At 49.6% G+C, this 23880-nt stretch carries 22 protein-coding genes; 8 read left to right on the top strand and 14 right to left on the bottom strand.

Annotated elements, in window-relative coordinates:
- Positions 1-10: 10 nt before the first annotated feature.
- The 6 genes from EJL91_RS22315 to EJL91_RS22290 form a co-directional block, all read right to left on the bottom strand.
- Complete coding sequence (locus tag EJL91_RS22315) at positions 11-628, bottom strand: class II aldolase/adducin family protein (RefSeq protein ID WP_125144165.1); 618 nt, start codon at positions 626-628, stop codon at positions 11-13.
- A 51-nt stretch (positions 629-679) separates the two neighbouring features.
- Entirely contained in the window at positions 680-1780 is a 1101-nt protein-coding gene (locus EJL91_RS22310; RefSeq protein WP_125144164.1) for a phosphotransferase enzyme family protein, read from the bottom strand.
- 68 nt (positions 1781-1848) lie between these two features.
- A complete protein-coding gene (locus tag EJL91_RS22305) occupies positions 1849-2202 on the bottom strand; it encodes a DUF1667 domain-containing protein (protein WP_125144163.1) in 354 nt (117 codons plus the stop codon).
- Entirely contained in the window at positions 2199-3476 is a 1278-nt protein-coding gene (locus tag EJL91_RS22300; protein WP_125144162.1) for an NAD(P)/FAD-dependent oxidoreductase, read from the bottom strand. The genes EJL91_RS22305 and EJL91_RS22300 overlap by 4 nt, the downstream gene beginning before the upstream one ends.
- Positions 3477-3486: 10 nt before the next feature.
- Complete coding sequence (locus EJL91_RS22295; RefSeq protein ID WP_125144161.1) at positions 3487-4932, bottom strand: NAD(P)/FAD-dependent oxidoreductase; 1446 nt, start codon at positions 4930-4932, stop codon at positions 3487-3489.
- A gap of 237 nt (positions 4933-5169) precedes the next feature.
- Positions 5170-5937: a DeoR/GlpR family DNA-binding transcription regulator gene (locus EJL91_RS22290; protein ID WP_164516923.1), complete on the bottom strand. Its 768-nt coding sequence runs from the start codon at positions 5935-5937 to the stop codon at positions 5170-5172.
- A 406-nt stretch (positions 5938-6343) separates the two neighbouring features.
- On the opposite strand from EJL91_RS22290, the gene EJL91_RS22285 reads away from it, so the two are divergent.
- Both EJL91_RS22285 and EJL91_RS22280 read left to right on the top strand, forming a co-directional pair.
- A complete protein-coding gene (locus EJL91_RS22285) occupies positions 6344-7033 on the top strand; it encodes an ABC transporter ATP-binding protein (RefSeq protein WP_125144159.1) in 690 nt (229 codons plus the stop codon).
- Positions 7030-9567: an ABC transporter permease gene (locus EJL91_RS22280; protein WP_125144158.1), complete on the top strand. Its 2538-nt coding sequence runs from the start codon at positions 7030-7032 to the stop codon at positions 9565-9567. The genes EJL91_RS22285 and EJL91_RS22280 overlap by 4 nt, the downstream gene beginning before the upstream one ends.
- Before the next feature lie 465 nt (positions 9568-10032).
- Here the strand turns inward: EJL91_RS22280 and EJL91_RS22275 are convergent, their stop codons facing one another.
- The 4 genes from EJL91_RS22275 to EJL91_RS22260 form a co-directional block, all read right to left on the bottom strand.
- Positions 10033-11058 (bottom strand): IS3 family transposase, encoded by a 1026-nt coding sequence (locus tag EJL91_RS22275; protein ID WP_125144157.1) that lies wholly within the window; start codon positions 11056-11058, stop codon positions 10033-10035.
- A gap of 11 nt (positions 11059-11069) precedes the next feature.
- Complete coding sequence (locus EJL91_RS22270) at positions 11070-11489, bottom strand: HTH domain-containing protein (RefSeq protein WP_125144156.1); 420 nt, start codon at positions 11487-11489, stop codon at positions 11070-11072.
- A gap of 881 nt (positions 11490-12370) precedes the next feature.
- Positions 12371-14065 carry a M28 family metallopeptidase gene (locus tag EJL91_RS22265; protein WP_125144155.1) on the bottom strand — a complete coding sequence of 565 codons (1695 nt, stop codon included), beginning with the start codon at positions 14063-14065 and terminating at the stop codon, positions 12371-12373.
- 13 nt (positions 14066-14078) lie between these two features.
- Positions 14079-15485 carry a YfcC family protein gene (locus tag EJL91_RS22260; RefSeq protein ID WP_125144154.1) on the bottom strand — a complete coding sequence of 469 codons (1407 nt, stop codon included), beginning with the start codon at positions 15483-15485 and terminating at the stop codon, positions 14079-14081.
- Positions 15486-15715: 230 nt separating this feature from the next.
- Between EJL91_RS22260 and EJL91_RS22255 the strand changes: the two genes are divergently transcribed.
- Both EJL91_RS22255 and EJL91_RS22250 read left to right on the top strand, forming a co-directional pair.
- Complete coding sequence (locus tag EJL91_RS22255; protein WP_125144153.1) at positions 15716-16366, top strand: Crp/Fnr family transcriptional regulator; 651 nt, start codon at positions 15716-15718, stop codon at positions 16364-16366.
- Positions 16367-16571: 205 nt separating this feature from the next.
- Complete coding sequence (locus tag EJL91_RS22250; protein ID WP_164516922.1) at positions 16572-18017, top strand: M20/M25/M40 family metallo-hydrolase; 1446 nt, start codon at positions 16572-16574, stop codon at positions 18015-18017.
- Between the two features lie 13 nt (positions 18018-18030).
- Here EJL91_RS22250 and EJL91_RS22245 read toward each other — a convergent pair whose 3' ends face one another.
- Complete coding sequence (locus EJL91_RS22245) at positions 18031-18624, bottom strand: uracil-DNA glycosylase family protein (protein WP_125144151.1); 594 nt, start codon at positions 18622-18624, stop codon at positions 18031-18033.
- Entirely contained in the window at positions 18621-19538 is a 918-nt protein-coding gene (locus EJL91_RS22240) for a helix-turn-helix transcriptional regulator (RefSeq protein ID WP_125144150.1), read from the bottom strand. Before EJL91_RS22240 ends, EJL91_RS22245 begins: the two co-directional genes overlap by 4 nt.
- Positions 19539-19980: 442 nt before the next feature.
- On the opposite strand from EJL91_RS22240, the gene EJL91_RS22235 reads away from it, so the two are divergent.
- Positions 19981-20196: a sodium/glutamate symporter gene (locus EJL91_RS22235; protein WP_125144149.1), complete on the top strand. Its 216-nt coding sequence runs from the start codon at positions 19981-19983 to the stop codon at positions 20194-20196.
- Between the two features lie 121 nt (positions 20197-20317).
- Positions 20318-20788: a helix-turn-helix transcriptional regulator gene (locus EJL91_RS22230; RefSeq protein WP_125144148.1), complete on the top strand. Its 471-nt coding sequence runs from the start codon at positions 20318-20320 to the stop codon at positions 20786-20788.
- A 127-nt stretch (positions 20789-20915) separates the two neighbouring features.
- Here the strand turns inward: EJL91_RS22230 and EJL91_RS22225 are convergent, their stop codons facing one another.
- A complete protein-coding gene (locus EJL91_RS22225) occupies positions 20916-21707 on the bottom strand; it encodes a class I SAM-dependent methyltransferase (protein WP_125144147.1) in 792 nt (263 codons plus the stop codon).
- Entirely contained in the window at positions 21704-22288 is a 585-nt protein-coding gene (locus EJL91_RS22220) for a TetR/AcrR family transcriptional regulator (RefSeq protein WP_125144146.1), read from the bottom strand. Before EJL91_RS22220 ends, EJL91_RS22225 begins: the two co-directional genes overlap by 4 nt.
- A gap of 215 nt (positions 22289-22503) precedes the next feature.
- Here EJL91_RS22220 and EJL91_RS22215 point away from each other — a divergent pair, with 215 nt between their 5' ends.
- A complete protein-coding gene (locus tag EJL91_RS22215) occupies positions 22504-23130 on the top strand; it encodes a TetR/AcrR family transcriptional regulator (RefSeq protein WP_125144145.1) in 627 nt (208 codons plus the stop codon).
- 165 nt (positions 23131-23295) lie between these two features.
- Entirely contained in the window at positions 23296-23721 is a 426-nt protein-coding gene (locus tag EJL91_RS22210; RefSeq protein WP_125144144.1) for an RNHCP domain-containing protein, read from the top strand.
- The last annotated feature ends 159 nt before the right edge of the window (positions 23722-23880 follow it).

Below are 23880 nucleotides of genomic sequence, written 5' to 3'. Positions count from 1 at the left end.
ATCCTCACAGTTACAGGCTTAACAGCGTTTCAATCTCCTCTTTCGGAAGATCCGCCGGCTCCCCGATCAATTTGGCCAGGGTACAGATTTTACATGCGTTCTCCACCGACTCCAGCTTATTCATCGCGTCGAATACCGTGGTTCCCACAGACAACACCCCGTGGTTGGCCAACAGGCAGATGTCTCTTCCTTTCTGGAAAATCGTTTCCGCTCCCTTATAGATATCATCGGAACCCGGCCTTCCGTAAGGCACCACTTCCACTTTCTTGTGATCCCAGAGCATTTCGGCATGGGCAAAAGATTCAAACGGTTTTGCACAGAGCGCATAGGCGGTCAGGAACGGTGTATGTGCATGTACTACGCCTCCTATATTATCCCTCATCTTATAAACGGCCGTGTGCATTTTAAGCTCTGAGGACGCCGGGAAAATGCCGGACACCTGGTTTCCCTCCTCGTCAAATACGGCGATCATCTCCTCCGTAAGCGTTGCTTTATTCTTGCCCGATGGCGTAATATAAAGGAATCCGTCTCTTTTTACCGATACATTTCCCTCAAATGCATTACACAGTCCCTTGTCATCCAGTCTCTTAGCAATAGTTAATACTTCATGAATCGCCCTGATATCCATTCTTTTTCCTCCTGATTTCCATACCGTATTATTAGTTAATCGTTCTGATCCTTACTCTGCAACAGCCGCCCGGATCTCGTCCAGATGCTCCCGCATAAAGTGAACGCTCTCCACAAACCTCCATGTGTTGACGAACATTCTGTGCACTTCCGACTCGTGGTTTTCATAGCAGGTGAAGTCCATAATAACCTTGACCGCCCCGATAATCATCATGACCGGATAGAACATCCGCTCCGCGCCGTTCAGTTCCCCGAGTTCGCAGCCCGTCTCTTTCATGGTCTGGTTGTAGATGGAAATGAATCTGCCGATTTTCTCCACAGCCACATCTCCGAAGGATGCCGTATCCCAGGACGCCAGCGCCTGATAACTCATCCATCCCAGATCATAAAGCCTGTAATCCGTGTTAACCCAGTCCAGATCGAACACCGCAATGATTTTGTCATTTTTATCAAACATGACGTTACCGGGATTCAAATCCTTATGGCAGATGCACTTTTTAAGCTGTTCCCTGCACTTTGCAAGCTCGCTGTCACAGAAATCAATGGTATCGATGAGATACGGAATCTCTTTTTCAAAATAATCCGTAAAACGCTTAAATACCTTCGGATTCTGTTTCTTCTCCGCCTGTGCGGCCGGAAGATCCTGCTTCCATACTTTAAACTGCTCCTCTAACTCCGGTTCACTTCTTCCGCTGCCCTCCGGTCCCACAAAACCGTATGCCCATGACTGGAACCTGGCGCATATCTCGGCGCAGGAATCCTTGGCTTCCTGCGGCATCTCGTTGTACTCCCAGGAATACGGCTCCAGTCCGCTGATGGTGTTAAATACCGCATAGAAGTTGCTCTGGCCTTCAAACTCCGCCACCAGCCACGTTTTACCGGTGCGGTTTACCACCGGAGTCATGGTCTGCATCGCGCCGTTTACATTAGCCGAATAATATTTCTCAAATGCATGTTCATAAATGATATCCTGCTCCTGTTCGGCCGTGTTGTACTGGCGCACATACCATTTTTTCTTTTCCCCGTCTTTATTGGCAATAGCGAAAAAGCTGTTGTTCGTATCCCCCGCCTTAATCGGCTCTACCTCTGTGATTTCCCCCAAATCATAATTTTCCTGCAGTAAACCCTGTACAAATTCCGCTACATGTCTCATATTGGCGCACACCCTTTCCTTTTCGTGTTTTATACCTTCTCATCTATTGCTTTTAACCCCGGACGCTTTTACTGATTAGACAGCACGATGTCCACCCCTGTGTCCAGAATATTTTCAATCACTGTTTTCCCCACATAGAACGGCGGGGTTGCCACTGCTTTCTGAATCTCGGCCATTGCGTCGAATATCTTTTCCTTCGGCATCGGTTTATTGGAGCGGACCGCGATGATCGGGCAGCTGTACCCCTCCGCCTTCACGGTGGTGGCCAGAGTCCGCATCGGCGAGATATACTCCGCCTCCGCATAGTCCTTCCCTCGTTTACAGGTGTAACCGCTTATCTCACTGACTGTTTTCCCGTCTCCTTTTACGGTGACATGGCAGCTGGACGGACAGATGACACAGATTACTTCTTTTTCGATCATGCCTTCACCTCCTCCTTTGTGACATTCACAATGATTTCCCCTTGCGTCAAACCGGAAAGTTTTTCGGCCGGTATCCTGATCTGCTCAATTTCCCCCGGATTTACAAATGCTTTTCTGGCCTTATAGAGAACCTTATCTCCGCAGGACGCTTCGATCGTTACCTGCTTCGTCGGAGCCAGCACACGGAAATACATCTTTACTTCCTTCTCCGTCTTATCCGGTTTGACGGACTGCGGAACCATGTACCGCACCAGATTTCCCGGTTTGACAGGTATCACCGTCCCGCCTTCTCCGCTCTGTCCGGCCGCATAGCGGGCCGCATAAGTACCGGCCAGTTCACTTTCCGTGGACACATTGTCCACCAGATCATTGACATGGACCACATTACCACAGGCAAAGATTCCGGGTATATTCGTCATCATCGTGTTATCTACTACCGGGCCGTTTGTCACGCGGTCAAGGGCCACGCCGGCCGTCTTCGACACCTCATTTTCCGGTATCAGTCCAACCGACAGGAGTACGGTATCGCAGTCAATCTTAAACTCCGTTCCGGGTACCGGCTGTTTCTTTTCATCCACCTTTGCCACCGTCACGCCTTTTACACGGCGCTTTCCGTCGATATCAACGATGGTATGGCTTAAATAGAGCGGAATTCCAAAATCATCCAGGCACTGTACCCTGTTTCTGGTGAGTCCCGCCAGGTAAGGCATCACTTCAATAACCGCCTTCACTTTCGCGCCCTCTAACGTCATCCTGCGGGCCATGATCATTCCGATATCACCGGAACCGACAATCACGATTTCATTACCTACAATATGGTTCTGCACATTGCAGAAGCGCTGTGCCGTTCCCGCCGTATAAACGCCTGCGGGACGGGAACCAGGAATTACAATCTGCGCCCTTGTGCGCTCCCGGCAGCCCATGGAGAGGATAATCGCTCCCGCCTCCACCAGTACGGCCCCCGATTTATTCGCCGCATGGATCAGATGGTTCGGTCCGTCGATGCTTAAAACCATCGTGTTTAACATCATCTCAATGCCGAGCTCATCACAGACCTTTATAAAACGCTCCGCGTATTCAGGCCCTGCCAGCTCTTCACCGAAATATTTAAGTCCGAATCCGGTATGGATGCACTGCTCCAGAATTCCGCCCGGACGGAAATCGCGCTCAATCAGAACTACTTTCTCTGCGCCTTCTTTTTTCGCTGCCGCCGCTGCCGCCAGGCCCGCGGGTCCCGCTCCAATGACAGCTACGTCCACATATCTCTCATTCATCCTGTCATCCTCACTTTCTGTTTACGCGAACCAGCATTTCTGAACCCGGCTCATTCTTGCAGATTTCTTCCTCGGTTACCGCAAGCTCACGCGCAAGAATTTCCACAACACGCGGTCCGCAGAAGCCGCCCTGGCAGCGTCCCATTCCGGCGCGCAGCCTGCGCTTGATAGCGTCTACGCTCCTCGCCCCCGGTCCTTTATGGATCGCCTCCACAATCTCTCCCTCCGTGACCGTCTCACAGCGGCAGATAATATTTCCATAACTGGGGTTCTTCCGGATTGCCTCGTCCCGTTCCTCCTCGGTCATCGAGGCAAAGCGTCTGATTGCCTTTCTTTCGGAAATCCAGTTTTTCTTCTCCGTCATTTCAAGACCTTCATCATCCAGCAGTTCGCCCACATATTTGGCAACCCCCGGCGCCGCGCTGATTCCCTGGTTAATTCCAACCGCTTCTATGTATCCCTTACATCCGTCTACCGTGCGGATTCTCCAGTCCTTTTTCGGGTAAATCGCAGGGCGCACGCCGCAGAACTGCGTCACGGAATCAAACGGGCTCACGGCCGGTATCATCTTCCGGCAGTCCGAGACAATGCTGTCCATGGTCTCTTTATCTGTCTTGGTGCACTCCCGGTCACTCATGTTATCCGCCGATGGCCCCACCAGGAGGTTCCCGTGTATGGTAGGCGTCAAAAGACGGCCGCGGCTCACCGGTGTGGGAAGGGGAACGATGATATGTTCCGGTTTGTATGGTAAATTCTTATCAAGAACGAAAAACTGCCCTGTGCGGGGATAATTGTAATAATCACAGAAACCGACCGACTGTGCCAGCTTATCCGCATAGATTGCCGCGGCATTAATTGCAAACCGGCATTCAATCTCTCCCTTATCGGTCACCACCGATTTTACGGCATGCGTTTCCGGGTCCACATTGATCCGGGAAACGGTTGTGCCAAGCATAACCTTAACCCCGTTATCCATCGCATTCTCGACAAAGGCAAACAGCAGCTCCATCACATCCACAATCGCCTCGTTCGGCACCAGCAGGCCGCCGACAATATCCGGGTTCAGGGAAGGCTCCATCTGATGAACCTTTTCTCCCGAAAGCATTTCCACATTGTACTCGCCGTTCAGGATGGCTTTCTTCCTGATCGCCTTAAGCTGCTCCAGCTCTTTTTCATCATGGGCCACATAAATCATACCCAGCCGCTTCATCTCCACATCCAGATCTTTACAGACCTGGTCGTAAGCCCGGTTGGAAGCCGATGTAAGTCTCGCCTCCAGGGACCCCGGCTCCGCATCGTGTCCGCTGCACAGTGTCGCGCTGTTACACTTCGATGCGTATCCGCCCACATCCTCATTCCGCTCAACCAGAATGACATTTAACTCGTAGCGGGAAAGCTCCCTTGCGATGGCAGAACCCGTCGCGCCTGCACCAATAATCACAACATCCGCCTGCATTATTTCATCCCCTCCTCATATCTTCCATGTATCTTTTTTCCAAGGACACGTTGTCTGTCCTGTTCACAGGCTTAAATTAGCACAAAGAAAACCGTCTGTCAACTCATGCAAATGTTTTAACAGACGGGATATTTTTAACTATTTTCTCTCTATTGTGTGGCCATATTTCAATAAAACCACAAAATTCCAAACAGGGGCGGGTTACTGTTCACGAGGGAGCGAACACTGTGTCCCTGATCATTTCGCCGCGCAGTAAACCTTGATTCCCATGGATGTATAATAGGACAGCTCTTTTTTTGTAATATGCCAGTCCGTTATCATCTGATGTACGGCCTCAATTCCGGCAAACCGGCAGAATGCCACCACTCCGAACTTTGTGGAGTCATTTAAAAGAATTCTCTCGCGGCTCATCTCGATTGCCGCCCGCAGAAGTTCACTCTCCTCCTCCGTATACTCCGTGAGCCCGTCGGACGGTGAGACTCCGGAAACGCTGAAAAACGCCTTGTCCACCCGGTATCTGCGGAAACAGTATGCCGTCAGTTCCCCCATTGTCTTCTGCTGGTTATGCCAGATATTGCCGGCAGTGAGTATGACGTGGTTACTCATATTGGAAGATATCTGGTTTCCAAGCTGGATGGAGTTCGTCACAACGGTCAGGTTGTTTTTAGCCGCCAGATACTTCCCGAGCGGCAGAGTCGTCGTGGAGGCCAGAATCGCCAGGGACTGGCCGTCCTGCACCAGCTCCGCCGCCTCTCTGCAGATCGCCTCTTTCTCCATCGGGTTATTATTGATGCGCACCTCCACCTCATATTCATTAGCCGTAAAGGAATCATACACCGCGCCGCCGTGGACGCAGCGCAGCAGCCCCTGCTTTTCAAGCTCCATCAGATCTCTCCGGATGGTTTCATCGGAAACCTGGAAATATTCTTTCAAATCTTTGACACGTACGTTCTGCTGCTCGCGAATCTTGTTAACAATAAATTTAAGGCGTTCGTTTTTTAGCATAAATGATTCTCCTTTATTCAGTGAGTGGAAGATGTTGAAAATCCGCAAAAATCCGCATTTTTCCATTTGTGCATATTGCATAATTTTTCATTGGTATCAGTCTTCATTTTTCTATCTTTAGTGAAATGCCAAATGCGGATTCCCGGTTATATTTGATACATTCTTAACAATTTTATCATATTCTTCTTCAGATATTATATCATATCATACAGTTTCCGGATGTAAAATCGCGCCATTTTTTTCCGGTTTAAATGTGGGATTATGCTTCTGTTCACAGGTGATGTCCCGCAAGATTTTTCACCCGCCTTTTGTTCCGCACCATAAAGTGACGGATCTCTCACCTGAAAGTCACGCAAAAGTAAGCCAGATGTTCTATAATACAGATAAAGGAAAGGAGGAGCACAGAATGGATTTTTTAAAGGTTGAAAATTTATGCAAGGTTTACGGCAGGGGAGAAAACCAGGTAACCGCCCTTGACCATGTGAATCTTACGATTGGTAAAGGAGAATTCACCGCCATCATCGGGTCTTCCGGCTCCGGTAAATCCACGCTTCTTCATGCAATTGCCGGTGTGGATGTGCCGACGGACGGTAAAATATTTCTGGACGGACAGGACGTATATGCAAAAAGCAATGAAAAGCTCGCCGTGTTCCGCCGGAGGCAGGTGGGGCTGATTTACCAGTTCCATAATCTCATTCCCACCCTGAATGTGGTGGAAAATATTACCCTGCCTATTCTGATGGACCGGAGAAAGGTGAATGAGGAGCGTTTAAATGATCTGCTTGATCTTTTGGGGCTTCAGGATAGGAAGAACCATCTGCCCAACCAGCTTTCCGGCGGACAGCAGCAGCGTGCCGCCATCGGCCGCGCCCTGATGAACGCACCGGCCGTCATGCTGGCGGATGAACCGACGGGCAGCCTGGACAGCCGCAACGGCAAAGAAATCATCCATCTGCTGAAGGAGAGCCACAAAAAGTACCGTCAGACCCTGATTATCGTCACCCACGATGAGAATATCGCCCTGCAGGCGGACCGCATTATCACCATCTCAGACGGCAGGGTGGTCCGGGATGAGAGGCAGGTGGGGAGCTCATGAATATTTTTAATAAAACAGCATTGCAGGGACTGAGGAAGAACCGCGCAAGAACGCTTGTGACAATAGCCGGAGTGGCCCTGTCGGCCGCCCTGATTACGGCGGTTGCAACCTTTTCCGTGTCACTGCAGACTTATCTGATTAACGGAGCCATCGAAAAAACCGGGGACTGGCACGTTGAGTTTTACGGCGCCGACTCCTCTTTCGTGCAGGGGCAGGCCGCAGACAGCCGGATTAAAAATGCCTCATTTTTTGAAAATATCGGCTACACAGCGCTGGACGGCGGAATCAATCCCGACAAACCGTATTTATTTATAGCGGGTTTCAACCGTGAAACCTTTGATATGATTCACATCCATCTCCTCTCGGGCCGGCTGCCGGAAAACAGCAATGAAATCCTGGTTCCGGCGCATGTTGCCGCAAACGGAGGCGTAAAGATTTCGATCGGCGACACCCTTATCGTGCCGGTCGGAACCCGGCAGACGGGAAATCTCACTCTCAGCCAGCACGATCCTTACCGTCCCGGTGAGGAAACGCTGACCCATGAGGCAGTCCAGACCTATAAGGTCGTCGGAATCTTCCAGAGACCCGCATTCGAAGAGCGTTCCGCCCCCGGATATACCCTGATAACAAGAGCAGATTCAGCAGATCCCGGGAATAGCCTGAGCGCCTTTGTCACACTGAAAAAGCCTCGCAGTGTCCGCGCCTACACAGACGGTGCAGCCGGAGGGCTGTCTTATGTTCTGAACGACGATGTGCTCCGTTTTATGGGAATCTCGGACGACACCATGTTTAATACTCTGCTCTATTCAACCGGCGCCATTTTAATCGCTCTGGTTATGACAGGATCCGTATTTCTCATTTATAATTCATTTCATATCTCACTCAACGAGCGCACGCACCAGTTTGGAATTCTCATGTCGGTCGGAGCCACGGAAAAACAGCTTCGCAGTTCCGTTTTATTTGAGGGACTGGTAATCGGCGCAATTGGTATACCGATCGGTATCCTGATCGGCATACCCGGCATCCAGTTTGTGATTTCCCTGGTGGCCGGGAATTTTAGAGCCGTCATGTATGACAGCGTTCCTTTGACCCTGTGTATTTCTATACCCGCAATCTGCGCCGCCGCGGTCATCAGCATGATTACGATTCTCATATCGGCTTATATTCCGGCAAGGAAAGCCGCACGCACCCCCGTGATGGAATGCATCAGCCAGACCAATGAGATAAAAGTCGATCCGGGAGCCGTGAAGACGCCAAAATTCGCGGGAAAAATATACGGCCTTGAAGGAACTCTTGCACTAAAAAATTTCAAGCGGAACAAGGGGCGTTACCGCAGCATTGTCCTGTCGCTCACCTTAAGCGTCGTACTGTTTGTATCGACAAGCTCCTTTGCAATGAATTTAAGCGGGGTTGCGAATCAGTCGGCTGTGGAAATGGACGGGGATATTGTGTTTTATACAAAGGATACGGACGAAAATGAACTGCTCCGTCTATACGGTGAAATGAAAACCGCAGATGGCGTCTGCAAAAGCACCCATCAGACGGTCTCAACCTATTCCTGCAGGGTGGACACGGGTGATTTTACAGCTGAATTCCGTGACTATTACCTGGAATCACAGGGGTTAGACCCGGACTGCCAAACGGTGAACCTGTTCATGGATGTCCAGTTTATCGAGGAGGACATCTATAAGGACTTTCTTGAAAGCCTCGGCCTGCCTGCATCAAATTCCGGCGGACAGGATGGAACTATGATCATTGTGGGAAAAAGGCCGGGTAATATTGATATTTTCAAAAATAAAACCATGGATTTCACAATCCGCAACGAATCCGGGGAAGCGGCCCGGACAATCCATACATTTTTTGCCGACACCTACCCGCTGGATCCGCCGCCCCTCGATCCGCCCGCAAAAAGGGACTACGTTTTAATGGTAGTTGCCCCTTACGGGATGAAACCGCAGTTTGACCTTCCGGGTGCGTCACAACGGCAGGCCTTCACCTTCTGGTCCAAAACGCCCGGACTGTCTGCCGCACAGATGCAGACCATGATCGACGGATCCGGCATTACCTCCACCTACAACCTGTTCAACCTCCATGCCGTGCTGGAGGAAAACCGCAATATCATATTTATTGTAAATCTGTTCACCGTTGTGTTTGTTATCATGATCTCGCTGATTGGAACGGCCAATGTGTTCAATACGATTTCCACCAACATCAGGCTGAGAAGACGGGAACTGGCTATGCTCCGCTCCGTGGGCCTGTCCGACCGCTCTTTTAACCGGATGATGCGTTTCGAGTGTGCCCTTTACGGCATAAAAACACTGCTGTTCGGGCTGCCGATCTCGGGTGTTCTATCCTGGCTGATTTACAAGGGGATGGTACTCGGGGGCGGGGAAATCCGGTATATTTTCCCCTGGGACAGTATCGCGGTCAGCGTGCTTGGCGTATTCATCGTGATATTTATTACCATGTTGTATGCTACGGGGAAGATTCGGAAGGAGAATATTATTGAGGCGCTGAGGGATGATATGACGTGATGGCGGGTGAAAAATGAGAACGCCGCCGTCAGGTCGGGGGGCGGGGTGGTGAGAAGGAAGCTATGAGTCTTCAGTCCCGGGTTTTAGGTTATCGCGGGTGGGGAATCCAGGAGAAAAAATTCCTACGGGGACTCGCTCCCGCTTGTGGAATGCGCAACGGATGCTAGCTTCGTAAGAAACCTCAGCAAGCACCGGCGGATTCCAATGTCCCCTTCGGAAAGTTTTCTCCTTCCTTCCCCGGGCAGGTTGCCGACGGGACTGAAGACGCGAAGGTTTTTGCCATCCTGATGAACTGTCCCCTTTGTCAAGGACACTTTATGAAGTGGGGGACCCGTTTTTTCAGACACCCTTCCTTCCGTGTAGCCTTGATCATGGACACTGAAACAGAGGGAATCCCCCCGGTTGGATAATCGGCCCAAAGTGTATCCTGATTCTTAGACACACGCTCTCCCCTGCCATGGTATTCTATATGATTGGGTGACTCTCGGTACGGGAGGGGCCCGCACTGGCACCAAGTTCCTCCGGTTTCCGGGCAATCGCCGGAAGTGCCGGTACGTTGGGAATATCCAGTGGATATTCTCCGGTGGTGATAAAGTGGTAAAACTCATTGGGGGCAAGCTTTGCAAGATGCCACTGGTAACGCCGGTTATTGTAATACTCCATATAGTCATCAATGATGGACTGTACTTCGCGAAAAGTCCCGCATCCAGCCAGTTTCGCCCGGATGTGGTCTTTCATATGGCCAAAGAAACTTTCCTGTGGGGCATTGTCCCAGCAGTTGCCCCGGCGTGACATGGACTGGCGCAGCTTCTTGTCGGAAAGGATGCGGATAAATCGGTAGCTGGTATAATGGCAGCCCTGGTCACTGTGGACAATGGTTTCCTCATGAAGGGAAAGCCCATGGTTTTTAACCAGCTGCTTCACCGTTTCAAGGACAAAATCCACTTCCAGGGATTCACTCAGCACATACGAAAGGATTTGCCGGGTGAAGGCGTCCAGGACCGTTGATAAATAAGCAAAGGTCCCGTTATAGGGCAGGTAAGTGATATCGGTTAACAGGACCATCCTGGGCCCATAGCAGTCGAACTCCCGCTTTAGCAGGTTATCAGCGACATGGCTGGTTTTCAGGGCCCTTGCCATCCTTTTATAAGGGTTGGGGCCCCGGTGCGGGCAGGAAAGCTTAAACTTATCCATCAGCCTCCGGATCTTTTTCAGGTTCATGACGGCCGGCGGGGTCATATGGAGCAGGGCCATGTAGATCCCTCTGGCCCCTTTGGTGTAACCGTGGAGCCCGTAAGCCGCCAGGATCCGCTCAAAATCCGCACGGTCCTTCTGTTCCTGAAGTTCTCTGGCCGGGGCCGCTTTCAGCCAGGCATAATAACCGCTCCTGGAAACACCGGCGGTGGAACAGAGTTCTTTCACTGAAAGGACATTTCCGCTTTGCTGCAGGGTGTTACTGATGATTTCGAAGACACAGGAAGAATCGTTCATTAGCCATGCACCTACTTCCTTGTGGTTCGGATGGAGGAAATTTTTTTTAAAAAGGCAACTTCCTGTTTCAGGTAATCAACCTCGTGCCGGAGCTGTTTGAGTTCCTCTTTTCCCGATACAGGCATACCAGAGTCCGAAGAGGCGGGATTTGCCCTGCTGGAAGAGACACTCCCATCGTGGAAACCGCCATATTTGTTGTACTGCTCTCGGATATGGCCGGAGATGCCCCATACCCTGCGCTGGCCGAGGACGGCGGGATCGTAGCCGTATTTCTCGAGGATCTGCCGAGGGGGCATCCCCGCCTGATACTCCGAATAAAAGAGTTCCTTGAATTCCTTGGTAAAAGCTAACCTGGCCTGGTCCACCCGGTAGGTGAAAGGGTTTTCACGCAGCACCAAAACCTGCTCAGCGGTGAAAAGATTTTTAATCATGGGATTCCTCCTGTTCTTGCTTAAGAATACCATAGGCGGCGGAATGTGTCGAAAGGAAAAGGATGTGCGGCCATCATCCAGGTCAGATACGTCCCTCCTGTCTTTCCATAAGGTGTGTCCACGATAAGGGGAATGGGATGTGGGGGATGTCTAAAAGATGGGGCCCCCACTTCGTTCCGTGTCCACACTTATGGGTACATTATATGAACCCCGGCCTGCGGCCGCTGATTTGTTCTTATTCCTTCAAAGGGGGAGGTATTATCGCTGCCACTACTTTTCTCGAATACCAGGAGAATGCCTCCTATTTGGTATTAAATTGGTTAGTTTGAGCTTTAGCACCTGACCTATCCTTAAATAACCACTTAATTTTTAATCAATCGTAAAATATTACTTTATATTATCTCTGAATACAGCCCGAAATACCTCAAGGTAAAAGATTCACGACTACATAGTGACCGCGATAAGACCTCCCTCCGCACTGCTTGACGAAAGAGACAATCAACCTCTGAAGACGACGGACAGGGCGACAACCTTCACTGAGTTTTCAGTCCCGTCGACAACCTGCCCCGGGAAGGAAGGAGAAAACTTTCCGAAGGGGACATTGGAATCCGCCGGTGCTTGATGAGGTATTTTCGAATCTAGCACCCGTTGCGCATTCCACAAGCGGGAGCGAGTCCCCGTAGGAATTTTTTCTCCTGGATTCCCCCTCACCACAACTTCCCGCCGGGACTGAAGACTCATCCATCCAACCTCCCCCCGTCCGCCGTCTTACAGAGGCGTCCTCTCATCTCAACCAAACCCAAAAAAGGAACTTTACCGGAGCAGAATCCTACTCCTGCTCCGGCAAAGTTCCCTGTCCGTTGGCAATCCCCGGCGCGCCTCTATCTGCGCAGGGTCATTCCTTCTATATATGTTATCATCTCTTCCAATCCATTGCACAGCCGGTTTTTGTACCGCATAAAGTCAGTTAAGGCCATCAGATAATACGCTCTCTCTGTGTTATCCCTGGTAATTCCTCCAAACTGCGCTATATCGGCAAATACCCCGAACGGGCATCCGCAGTCGTGGGTATAGGCGTCTTTCCTGCAGTAAAACAGGTGGAGCGCCTTCCCCACAACCGTCTTTATATCTAAATCTTCTGCCAGACCCTTTTCTGTCATTCCCTCAAATGCAGTCAGGCTCTCTTTGGCTCTCTGCCATACTTCTCTGATTTCACGGCCGTCAAAGTCTTTTGTCAATGAAGCCAGAATCCGGTTCAGCCGTTCGTCCATATCCCGGGTGAATTCCGGGATGTTGACCGGCAGGATCTCAGCCCCCTCAATGGCTTTGATCAGTTCCAGATTGATTCCGGCATCACGCATCATGATTGTCTCATCCAGCTTATCGAGCGTGTCCTCCGGTGTGTGCCACCACGGGCCTCCGCTGGGGCAGTCCGACAGACGCCTGTCTTTTTCCGGCTCATACTTTAACATAATCGTGATGGGGATATCGGCTCCCCAGAAGGACTGGTCCGCGCCGCGTATCATCGGAACGTAGGCGTCGGGCCGTTTTCCCGTGTATTTCTCAATCAGTTTTCCGGTAAAATCAAGTCCCTCCGTACCGGCAGTGCGCGCCACGATTTGCTCCGCATTTCTGCATCCTGTCAAATCCAGGTTGACATGGGCTACGCAGCGCTTTTTAAGCTGGCTGTAATGGCTGTCGCAGTACCAGGCGGAACCGGAAAAACGTCCGTCGGAATGGCCCGACCACCAGGCAATCCTGATTCCGCGGCGCAGGAGGCCGCGTCGTTTATTCAGAATCCGTGCATACTCCAGAAGAATCGCATCGCTGACGGCATTATCCGTAATTCCCTCATACCAGGAATCATAGTGCCCCGACACCAGGACAAAATTTTCACTTTTCCCGGGTATGTCGGCAATAACCATCGTACTCTTCCTGATTCCGGTGTCCATCTTAACCGAGAGAACGGCTTCCCGTTTTCCTTCTGCCAGAATCCCGATTAATTCCTCCCCGTCCTCACGGCTGATTCCGGCCGACGGAAGAAAACGCATATAAACAGCTTCATCAAGCCCCGGCATTCCCCAGACACTTCCGATATTGCTGTGATGGATATAGCCGCCTTTCGTGCCGCAGATATGTAGGACCGCCAGCGCTCCGGCATCCAGGGCTTTTCTTGCAAAATCACCCTTTCCATCCCAGGTCAGGACGATTTTGCCGAAAAATGCCCTGAAACGTTCATGTTCCTGCCTTTGCGACCGTTTTTTCTCCCTGCACGGAAAGTCGTAATACAACTCGCCGGACAGTCCGTCGGCCTCCTCACTGTACACATCGCCAACAAGACGGTATTGTTTTCCCTCCACCGTCACCTCTGCGGACAAGGGGGTACTGAAGAATCCCTCATATTCACAAAGCTCATACGGAACACCGTAACAGTCCAGCTTCTCTTTCAGGTAGCCGGCCGCTTTTTCTCCGTCCTCCGTGCCGCTGTAACGGAACAGCTCATTAAACCGTCCCACCGTTTCCAGCATATTATCTCTGCTGATTTCATTTAACAGTTCTGTCTCTGTCTGTTTCATCTTATACTCTCCATCAGAATGGACCGTAGTGGATTACCTGGGCGATTACCATACCCACACATGATATGACAATCCAGGCGGCAAAAATCCTGCCCATGAATTTCATCCATTTGTCGTAAGGAACGCCCGCAGCCATCAGATTGGCCATCAGTGCGGACGACATCGGCAGGATATAATTACCCAGGCCGTCTCCGAAATTAAATGCCAGTACAACAGACTGCCTCGTCATGCCGATCAGATCCGCCACCGGGGTCATCAGAGGCATCACGGCCGCCGCCTGTCCCGAACCGGACGGAATAAATACATTGATAATCAGGTTGGCAAAGAACATCAGCGGACCCTGAAGGAATGCCGGGCATGCCATCAGCACTCCCGCAATCGCATTGACTATCGTATCGATAATTTTACCCTCCGTCAGGATACTGGAGATTGCCGTTGCAATGCCGATCATGATGGCCGCAGTCATCATTTTAGCAGCCCCTTTGCTGAATTTCTTTGAAATATCGCTGGGAGACAATCCGCCGGCAAGGCCGCCGATTACCGCAAGCCACACAAACTGTACCGCCGTCTCCGTATTCCCCCATCCGAGTTTGATTCCGCCGTATACCTGGAGCGCCGTGCTTGCCAGAAACACAAGAAGCACCGCGATTTGGCGCCTGGAAATCGTCTGTTCCCTGTCAATGCTTAAGTCGTAGCCGCCCTTTCTGGCTTCTTCCTCTATCTCGAATATGATACTGTCCTTCGGATTTTTCTTAACCTTCATGGCGTATGACACGATGAAATACCCGTTGACCACGAGGAGCGCCGCACACAGTAAAAGGCGGTATCCAATTCCCGAAAAAATTGGGAGGTCTGCAAATCCCTGGGCAATTGCCGTCGTTGCCGGGGCCACGGGGCCAATGCTCTGGCTGCCTCCCGCTGCCAGGATTATGATAGCGGATGCCACAATCGCATCATAGCCGCACATACGGCAGAACAGCACGAGAATCGGTATAAATCCCACCATGCCCACCGGATTCTGCCTCATCCCGTAAATCCCAAATACAGCAATCGTGACAATTAAAAGCATTTTTTCGCTGTTCTTGTATTTGTGGATCATCCTGTTGATAGCCGCGTCAAACGCTCCCGTAGCCAGCAGCACTTCAATTGAAGCCGCGCTGAAAATAGTCATCCAAATCAGACTGGAACCCGACAGAGCCTTCACAATATAGTTGGGTATCTTTAAGAAACTGATTGGATTCTGCGCTACCCAGGCAAATGATCCCGGATCTACCATCTTCTTTCCCGTAGCGGCATTTTCAATCCTGGCATACTCCCCTGCCGGCACAAAATACGTCATCGCCGTAACGATTACCACAAGCATCACCAGAATGACAAACACATGCGGAATTTGGAATTTTTTTTTCGTCTCGTTACTCATCTTCCCCTCTTCTCCTTTGCTTTTGATAGCGAAAACTATATCAGATATGCCCGAAGTATCTCAACAAAATTTGTAACAGTGTAACTTTTGTTACACCACTTCCCCGAGCCGTTTCTTGACGGACCGTCTATTCAATGATAAAATTTCCAATAAGACAAACGACAGCTTAGAATCGGCAGATACCGTAGACAGACGAATTTCGAGGTAACGATGTGGATAGAGAATATTGTGTGAATTTTGAACCCCGGGAAAATGAAGAACTGAAGCTCCTGATAGAACGATATGCCAGACGAGAGGATATCCCGCAGGGAACCTACTATGTGAAACCGGGCGACATCCTTCGGGAAATCTCCTACCTGTATGCAGGCCAGAGCGCCCATACGATGTTCAACGGAGACGGGCAGGAGAAGCTTTCCTACATATTGACGGACGGCTGGTTTCTCGCAGAAGGCCTGTTCAGTGACGGCGCCGATATAAGAATCGCGGAGCGCTACTCCTGGGCCCGGACGCCGCTGACCCTGTACCGGATTGACCGGAACGTCTATCGGACGCTGATCGAAAACCCCGTGTTCCGCAACGCCCTGATTAACAGCATCAGCGCCAAAAGGGCATATCTGCAGAGGGAGCTGGAAAGCGTCATACTGGAACGCACCAAAGACCGCCTCAAAAAGCTGTTTATCATGCTGTCTGATCCGTCCTCCAGCGCGGACGGCGAATGGTATCCCCTGTCCCATGATTATTACCATAGAGACATTGCCTCCATCATCGGAAGCAACCGTGTGACGGTCAGCCGCTTCGTAAGCGAGCTCGCCCAGGAAGGTTTCCTCCGGGTGGTAAATAAGAGGATACAGATTAGTAAAGACCATATAACAGACTGCTGAATGCCGCCGGACGCCCTCCTGGTCCGACGGCGTTTCTGCGGTTTCTGCCGCCTCTGTATTAAAATTCCCGCGGTATCACTGTAACATTTGTTACACTGTAATGAATCCTATCGATCACAGGCCGTTTATTTACTATAATGAGGCGCAGTGAAAGTGAACAGTACTGTTATTATATCCAGTACAGGAAGGTTTTATGGAGGTCGTTATGGAAAACATGATGCAGGAAATTTTTGACTATGTTGATCAGCATTTTGGGGAAATGGTGGAAGAACTTGTAGAACTCTGTTCCTACCGCAGTGCAGCCGGGGATGAACAGGGTCTTTCGCAGACAAGGGAATGGATTTTAAATAAATTAGGCCGCTTAAACATTCCCCACAGATGTCATCCGGTTGAGGGAGGAAATGCCGTCATATCTGCCTGTATAGCCGGAACATCACGGAAAATACGGGAAATACCGCAGGAGGGAAGCTCAATGCAAGTCAACACCGCCGGGAATCCGCTCCCCACCCTGCTCTTTTATAACCATTATGACGTTGTCCAGGAAGGAAAGAAGGAACTTTGGAGCTCCTCCCCCTTTATTCCTGAAATCCGTGACGAAGTCATGTACGCCAGGGGAGTTTCCGACAATAAAGGGCCTCTTCTGTCCCGCATACAGGCCGTTCAGGCCGTTCTTGCAGTCACGGGGAAGCTTCCGGTCAATGTGAAATTCTTTTTCGAGGGAGATGAGGAAACCAGCAGCCCTTCCCTGGGTAAGTTTACAGCCCGGCAGCCGGAACTTTTTAAGGAACTCACGAAAGCCGATGCCTGCCTGTGGGAAAACGGGCGCAAAGACAGCAAAGGACGTCCGTGGGCCAGATTCGGCGTGCGCGGCAGCATCAGTTTTGATTTGTCCGTGGAGACGTCGGCAAAGGATGTCCATGCCAGAATGGGAACCGTAATCCCCAGCGCCTCCTGGCGTCTTGTCTGGGCCCTCGCCAGCCTGAAAAATGAGGACGAGCGGATTGCCATCGACGGATTTTATGAAGACGTGCTCCCCGTCACCACAGACGATGAAAAAATTCTGGAATCATTTCCCTACGATGAGGATGATTTAAAGAATAAGATGAAGCTCGGCTCCTTTCTCAGGGATGCCACAGGCCTTCAGTTAAAAAAACAGATTTATATGGAACCTTCCGTTTCCATATGCGGCCTGGAGGCCGGGGAAATGTACAACGGAATCCGCGGGATTGTACCGCACAAGGCCTCGGCCAGGGTCTCCTTTTATCTTGTCGCCAACCAGGATCCGAAAAAGGTGGAGCGCCAATTCCGGGAACACCTGGACCGCCGCGGCTTCTCCGATATCATAATATCAGCCCGCGGAGTGAACACCCCGGTCCGCACGCCGGTCGATATCCCGTTCAAAGACCAGCTCATCCGTGCGGCCGCAAAGGTATACCGGGAGCCCATGGTCATTGAACCGACACAGCTCGGCGGAGGCCCTGCCATCTATTTCCACCGCGCGTGGCCCCAGATGCCTATCGTTGGGGCCGGCCCCGGAAATACCGACGGAAACCACCATGCCCCGGATGAAAACATACGCCTCCTGGATTATAAAGAATCCATCAAACATATGATTGCCCTTCTTTATGAGATGGGCGGCTGCAGTGAATAGCGGGAAAAACAGACTATGAGATAATCTTTAACATAGTCGCTATGTCCTCGGCAGCCATCTGCGCTTTTGACTTTTCAATCAGGATATTGCCTCCTGTCATGATGTAAGACGGCAATATCCTGATATTACCGTAATAGAGCTCGGTATTTCTTAACTTGTACGTGGAAACAGCCGGAACTGCGTTCTTCTTTGCTGCTTTTTTTGTAATCGCATTAAAAGCTTTCTTCGCCACATCCCCCATCAGCATGATGACCATGAGGTTGGGAAACAGGGCAATCTCCTTTTCCAGACAAGGCAGGCTTTTTTCAATGCTGCTTTTCTCTACGGCGTACTCCGACTTTGGAGTTTTAACCGCATTCGTAATATAAATTCCCTTCTGCAATATGTCCTGAATGGACGTTACAGCCGCCCCCGCATCCCGAAAAAGAGGAATTGTGGTTTTCATGTAGTCTGCGTCCGCCGGTCCGTAAAAATCCTGAAGCGGATCCGCCGGGACCACCTCGTTGATCATCATCGCTTTCACCGCCGACGGATCAATCTCGATGTCATTGAGATATAGGCCATCCGTTATCCCGGCTGTTTTTTCCAGCTCTTTTTTAATATTCATTGTTTCACTCCTTTGTGGTGATTCAGCGCGGCTTCACACCGCTCTGTCAGCCTGCGGCGCACGGACTCCGGACGGAGCACCGTGACTCTGCTGCCAAAAGACAGAAGGAAGTCATAAAGCCATTCATTTTCCGGGAGCGTAAGCTTTACCAGATAGCTGTCATCCTTTTTTCTTATGGCACTGTCTTCTAATAGATCGAATAACTTATATCCTGTTTCCAGGGAACATTCCAATTCCAGCTCGACAGGCTCCCCCATATCCTGCACTTTAGGAAAGACCATTCTGCCTTTTTCCATACTGCGTGTAAAATGCTGCTCTGTCAGGGACAGATTTTTTATCCGGGTAAGGCGGAACAGTCTGTAATCGTTCCGCGAAAGACAGAAACCGTACAGATACCATGCCCTGTCTCTGTAAACCAGTTTACCGGGATGTACATCCCGCCTGGTATGTTCCCCGTTCGAACTATAATAGTCAAAAATAATTTGGCGGCTTTCAAATATCGCCTGCTTTATCTCACGATACAGCCTGTCCTCTTTTTCCGCTGCGCTGCCCCAGCGGGAAAAATCAACGCTGATCCAGTCGGTGAGCGTGGTTTGGAAGACCGCGCCCAGTTTCCGGAGGATCGCGTCTTCCTCCGGGTTTTGTACCGCAGAAAGACTTTGCAGGCCGGATAAAATCGCCTGCTTCTCACTGTCTGAAAAGAGGGATTTATCAAGTACATAACCGTCCAGAAACCGTATGCCTCCGCTTCTTCCGGCCGTCACGTAGACGGGGATGCCCACGCCGCTGAGAACATCAATATCCCGATAGATTGTACGGACGGACACTTCAAATTTCTCCGCTAATTCGGGCGCCGTGGCATGTCCCCGCTCCAGCAGGTAATACAGTATTTGAAACAGTCTTCTCTCCTGCAATCTTACACCTCCCGCAGTTTCTGTCTTATACAGTTTCTCTCTTATTCAGTTTCCGGCTCCTGTAGTTTCCGGCTCCTATAGTTCCAGGCTCCTGTAGTTCCCGGCAGTTTATCTGCCTTTGCAGCCCATCGGTTCCTGACGCTTTCCGCCTCACCCAATTCCCTTGTTTTCACAAGTCATTCCCACTTACCGGTTTCTGCTCCCACAAGTTTATTATATTGTACTAACCATGACAACGTCATGTCAAGGTTAATACCAAAAGGACAAAAAGGCTAAAATTCCCTCTGAAAATGGATAACTTCATCTCCCGCACCGGCAGTTAAAAACAGACCATATTCACGGATTATTTCCGCTAGTTTCCTCCGCAGCCTAATAAGATCCATATAATTATCCCGGAAGTCCGGGAATATGCCAGGCACGGCAGAAATAAAGGAGGAAACATATGGGGGCACAAATTGTGGATTCTGTTTTTACATTGTCATTTGACAGTATTGGCACCATGACGCTGGGCGCTATCTTGCTGCTGATTGGTTACTGGATTAAAGGGAGGGTATATTTTCTGGAGAAATTCTATATTCCGGCGCCTGTTGTCGGAGCATTCCTGATCGACGTATTTTATCAGCCCTTTGTCATCTGGTGCATCAACGTGCTCTGCTAGTTTACCAAATACCGCGTAAACGGTAACAATACAGCGCCTTTTATATCCATTCGCTTTTCATGGGGAATACAAAACAGCGTTTCTATGGTATTCTCTTATTAAAAACAGGGTGGTGATTTGAATGAACCAGAAGAAAATCGGAAATTTTATATCGGAGGTCCGCAGGGAAAAAGGAATGACTCAGGCAGAACTCGCAGAAAAACTCGGCGTTACCAATAAGACCGTTTCCCGGTGGGAAACAGGCAATTATATGCCTGACTTATCGACAATTCAGTCATTGTGCACGGAACTGGACATCGGCGTAAATGAATTTATAAGCGGGGAACGGATCAGCAGTGAATCGTTCCGGGAGCATGCCGACAACAATGTCATCTCCGTTTTAAACAGGGAAGCCCAGATGTTGAAGGAAAAAAGAATAAGTGATTTTTTAAGCGGCGGCGGAACCGGTCTGCTTCTGTCCGCCCTGTCGTCTGCCAATGGTCTGGGAAGAACCGTCGTTACTGTCACAGGGCTCCTGATGATATTTACAGGGTGGTATTTCAGGTCGAAACTCGATAAGAGGATTTTATCGGCCCCTGGTACCGAAAAATAATCAGGTCGGAAAACCGCCACGGATTTTCCCTCCTGTCACACCGTTTCTGTCAAATGCATTCAAAAAGCTCCCGGAAGTCAAATCTCCCCGGAGCTTTTTCCGACGAAATACCTCGTCATAAACATGCCTATTTGCGTAACACGTCGACCGCATGGCTCGTAATACCCACCATATCTTCGCGTTCGCAGGTGGCAAAATGATAATTCAAATATAACCGGAATGTTTCGTTATCCATCGCATCCACCGCTTCCCGCATCAATAAGGCGCAGCCGTCGGCCGCAACGTAATGAAGCCTTGTCACCGGCAATTCAGCCATCAAATCATCGATCTCTTCCCTGCGGACAAGTTCAAACAAATCCCTGGGTTCCGACTTTGCGGCAAATGTCCGGGAATCCAGCAATCCCCGGCTGATATAATCGGCAACGCTGATATTACCCCGGTTGAATCCTTCATCAAGGAGACAGCCGTCGGATATCACATAGGCGGCAAATATAATGCCTCCCTGCTTTGTGACCCGGACTGCCTCGCGAAGCGCCTGCAGTTTATCTTCTCTTTTGTAGAGGTGATACAGAGGACCTAATAACAGTGTAATGTCATATCTATTATCCGGGAAAGCAGATAAATCCAGGGCATTCCCCTGGCTTACCGATATGTTTTCATCCGGCATGGTATTTTGGCGGAAAACCTCTATATTATGTTCAACCAGCTCCACTGCGTCGACATCATATCCCCGCCGTGCCAGCGCATGGGAATACCGGCCGGTACCCGCACCGACTTCAAGGACGCGGTCACCCGGTTTTAAGTATTTCTCTATATAGCGCATTGTTGTAAGAAATTCGACGGTCCCATGCTTTAACTTAAGCCGCCTGTCCTCGTCGTAGTGATTGTAAAAGTCAATTACATATTGATTCGTTCTCATATGATATTCCAATCCGGCTTTTCCTGCCTGATAACAGCTGACAATACATTTACCAACATTTTTTCGGCGCTGTTTCGATCCAACGACATTTTTTTCGTCGCTGTTAAAACCGCTATGCCATGGGTATAGAGAAACAAATCCAGGAAAATTACCTTTCCGCGCTCCAACTCTATCCCAATCTGTTCTGAAAAAACCGCCGCCCTCTTTTCATTATCCGCCTCGTTATAGAAATCCTTCGCCTTCTCCATTTTTAAATCCATATCATTTATAAAAAGGAGCTTGAATAAATGCGTCTCCTCCCGTGCAAATTCAATATAAGAAAGGGGCAGAACTAAAATAGGACTGACACCCGCGGAATTACTGTAATGAATGACATACCGACTGTAAAATTCATACGCATAGTCGAGGAATTCCTGTTTCAGCTCCTCCATATTCTCATAACACGTAAAAATAGGGCGTGTAGAACATTTCAGTTTTCCTGCAATACTTCTCGCATTGACAGTTTCAAATCCGGTTTCTCTTGTTATGTCTAAAACCGTATTTAATATCATTTCTTTTGTTATTTTCGCTGTAGGCGGCATATGGGTACACCTTTCTTTAAAAATTTCGTTATGACACATACGTTATGTAACTATTGTTACATATTGCATCCGTTTTGTCAAGCATGCTCTTTCGTGGTTTTCGTCTTCTCTTCTTCCGCAACTTAATTTAGAAAGCCATTGACAAGTAAACGAACGTTCACTATAATACAATCATAAGCAGTAAACGATCGTTCACATCAAGGGAGGCATTGGGTATGACCGACACAAAGGAAAATATTCTGATGACATCTCTCCGTCTGTTTGCACAAGACGGGTATGAGGCGGTTTCCGTCAGTAAAATTGCAGGGGAACTGGGTATGACAAAAGGCGCATTGTATAAGCACTACAAGAATAAGCGCGCCATTTTCGACAGTATTTTTGAGCGCTTATGCCGGTTGGATATCGAGCGTTCCAAAGAGGCCGGCATGCCGGAACAAAAGGTTAATGAGGTTCCGGTTTTTCAGAGTGCTTCCGTGGAAAGTGTGAAAGCATACATGGTATCTCAGTTTTATTACTGGACGGAAGATGAAACCGCCTGCAATTTCCGAAAAATGCTGACTCTGGAACAGTACAGGAACCCTGAAATGACGAAATTATATCAAAAGGTTTTAACCGGAGGACCGGTTTCCTTTGTGGAGGCTTTGTTTCATGAAATGATGGAACAGGGAACCCTGCGCAGCGGAAGTCCCCGGCAAATGGCCGTTGAATTCTTTGCCCCGTTCTATCTGCTTTTAAGTCTTTCGGACGCAGCGCCGGACAAAGAAGAAAAAAAGAAGATAAATAATCTTTTTCTGGCACATATTGATTGTTTTACCGGAAAATATGCTGCCGAAGAACCGTAAACATCCAACAAAAGTTGTGATTAAATAAAAGAAAACAGGAGAATTTTTATGAAAAAATATAGCAGCCGGAGTATTGTGCGCTGACCGGGAGGTTTGCATGAAAACAAGTTCCGACAGGCCTCCCAAAAAGGAATCTGATAACCGCTTTTTGGAGGATATAATCTTATGAACAGAGAAAATAAACGAAAACAATATGAAAAAGGATATTACAAATCCCACGCCTGTAACGACAGCTTTACCTGCAAGGTCTGTGACAGACCCGTCATGGCAGCAGGCGCAGGGAGCGATCACCGCAACCACTGCCCTAACTGCCTGTGCAGTCTTCACGTGGACCTCGAACCAGGCGACCGCGAATCAGACTGCGGAGGCATTATGGATCCGATAGCAGTCTGGGTGCGGAAAAATGGCGAATGGGCCATTATTCACCGCTGCCGCAGATGCGGGCAGCTTTCATCGAACCGCATAGCGGCCGACGACAATCCTATGAAACTGATGTCTATTGCAATGAAACCGGCCGCTCTTCCACCGTTTCCCCTTGAGAGGATTGAGGAAATGACGGAACTGATGGGCGGCGACGGGAATTTAAAATAAGCACCGGAATAAGAAAAAGCCTATGAATTATGATTCCACATATATCATAGGCTTTTTCTTAACTTTAAGGATATTCAGATTTTAGTCTGATTCGATCCAGTTAAACTCCATCTGTTCCTTTCTGAATATTATCAGAAGACCAAATAAATATTTGTTACT

This window comes from Clostridium transplantifaecale, from assembly GCF_900626075.1.
Lineage (GTDB): Bacteria > Bacillota > Clostridia > Lachnospirales > Lachnospiraceae > Otoolea > Otoolea transplantifaecalis.
The sequence above is the reverse complement of the archived record's forward strand: the minus strand, read 5'-3'. Positions and strand labels throughout refer to the sequence as shown.

What these genes read in the sequence shown, in the direction of transcription:
- EJL91_RS22315 (WP_125144165.1), bottom strand. Translation starts at nt 628, where the DNA reads ATGGATATCAGGGCGATTCATGAAGTATTAACTATTGCTAAGAGACTG.
- EJL91_RS22310 (WP_125144164.1), bottom strand. Translation starts at nt 1,780, where the DNA reads ATGAGACATGTAGCGGAATTTGTACAGGGTTTACTGCAGGAAAATTAT.
- EJL91_RS22305 (WP_125144163.1), bottom strand. Translation starts at nt 2,202, where the DNA reads ATGATCGAAAAAGAAGTAATCTGTGTCATCTGTCCGTCCAGCTGCCAT.
- EJL91_RS22300 (WP_125144162.1), bottom strand. Translation starts at nt 3,476, where the DNA reads ATGAATGAGAGATATGTGGACGTAGCTGTCATTGGAGCGGGACCCGCG.
- EJL91_RS22295 (WP_125144161.1), bottom strand. Translation starts at nt 4,932, where the DNA reads ATGCAGGCGGATGTTGTGATTATTGGTGCAGGCGCGACGGGTTCTGCC.
- EJL91_RS22290 (WP_164516923.1), bottom strand. Translation starts at nt 5,937, where the DNA reads ATGCTAAAAAACGAACGCCTTAAATTTATTGTTAACAAGATTCGCGAG.
- EJL91_RS22285 (WP_125144159.1), top strand. Translation starts at nt 6,344, where the DNA reads ATGGATTTTTTAAAGGTTGAAAATTTATGCAAGGTTTACGGCAGGGGA.
- EJL91_RS22280 (WP_125144158.1), top strand. Translation starts at nt 7,030, where the DNA reads ATGAATATTTTTAATAAAACAGCATTGCAGGGACTGAGGAAGAACCGC.
- EJL91_RS22275 (WP_125144157.1), bottom strand. Translation starts at nt 11,058, where the DNA reads ATGAACGATTCTTCCTGTGTCTTCGAAATCATCAGTAACACCCTGCAG.
- EJL91_RS22270 (WP_125144156.1), bottom strand. Translation starts at nt 11,489, where the DNA reads ATGATTAAAAATCTTTTCACCGCTGAGCAGGTTTTGGTGCTGCGTGAA.
- EJL91_RS22265 (WP_125144155.1), bottom strand. Translation starts at nt 14,065, where the DNA reads ATGAAACAGACAGAGACAGAACTGTTAAATGAAATCAGCAGAGATAAT.
- EJL91_RS22260 (WP_125144154.1), bottom strand. Translation starts at nt 15,485, where the DNA reads ATGAGTAACGAGACGAAAAAAAAATTCCAAATTCCGCATGTGTTTGTC.
- EJL91_RS22250 (WP_164516922.1), top strand. Translation starts at nt 16,572, where the DNA reads ATGGAAAACATGATGCAGGAAATTTTTGACTATGTTGATCAGCATTTT.
- EJL91_RS22245 (WP_125144151.1), bottom strand. Translation starts at nt 18,624, where the DNA reads ATGAATATTAAAAAAGAGCTGGAAAAAACAGCCGGGATAACGGATGGC.
- EJL91_RS22235 (WP_125144149.1), top strand. Translation starts at nt 19,981, where the DNA reads ATGGGGGCACAAATTGTGGATTCTGTTTTTACATTGTCATTTGACAGT.
- EJL91_RS22230 (WP_125144148.1), top strand. Translation starts at nt 20,318, where the DNA reads ATGAACCAGAAGAAAATCGGAAATTTTATATCGGAGGTCCGCAGGGAA.
- EJL91_RS22225 (WP_125144147.1), bottom strand. Translation starts at nt 21,707, where the DNA reads ATGAGAACGAATCAATATGTAATTGACTTTTACAATCACTACGACGAG.
- EJL91_RS22220 (WP_125144146.1), bottom strand. Translation starts at nt 22,288, where the DNA reads ATGCCGCCTACAGCGAAAATAACAAAAGAAATGATATTAAATACGGTT.
- EJL91_RS22215 (WP_125144145.1), top strand. Translation starts at nt 22,504, where the DNA reads ATGACCGACACAAAGGAAAATATTCTGATGACATCTCTCCGTCTGTTT.
- EJL91_RS22210 (WP_125144144.1), top strand. Translation starts at nt 23,296, where the DNA reads ATGAACAGAGAAAATAAACGAAAACAATATGAAAAAGGATATTACAAA.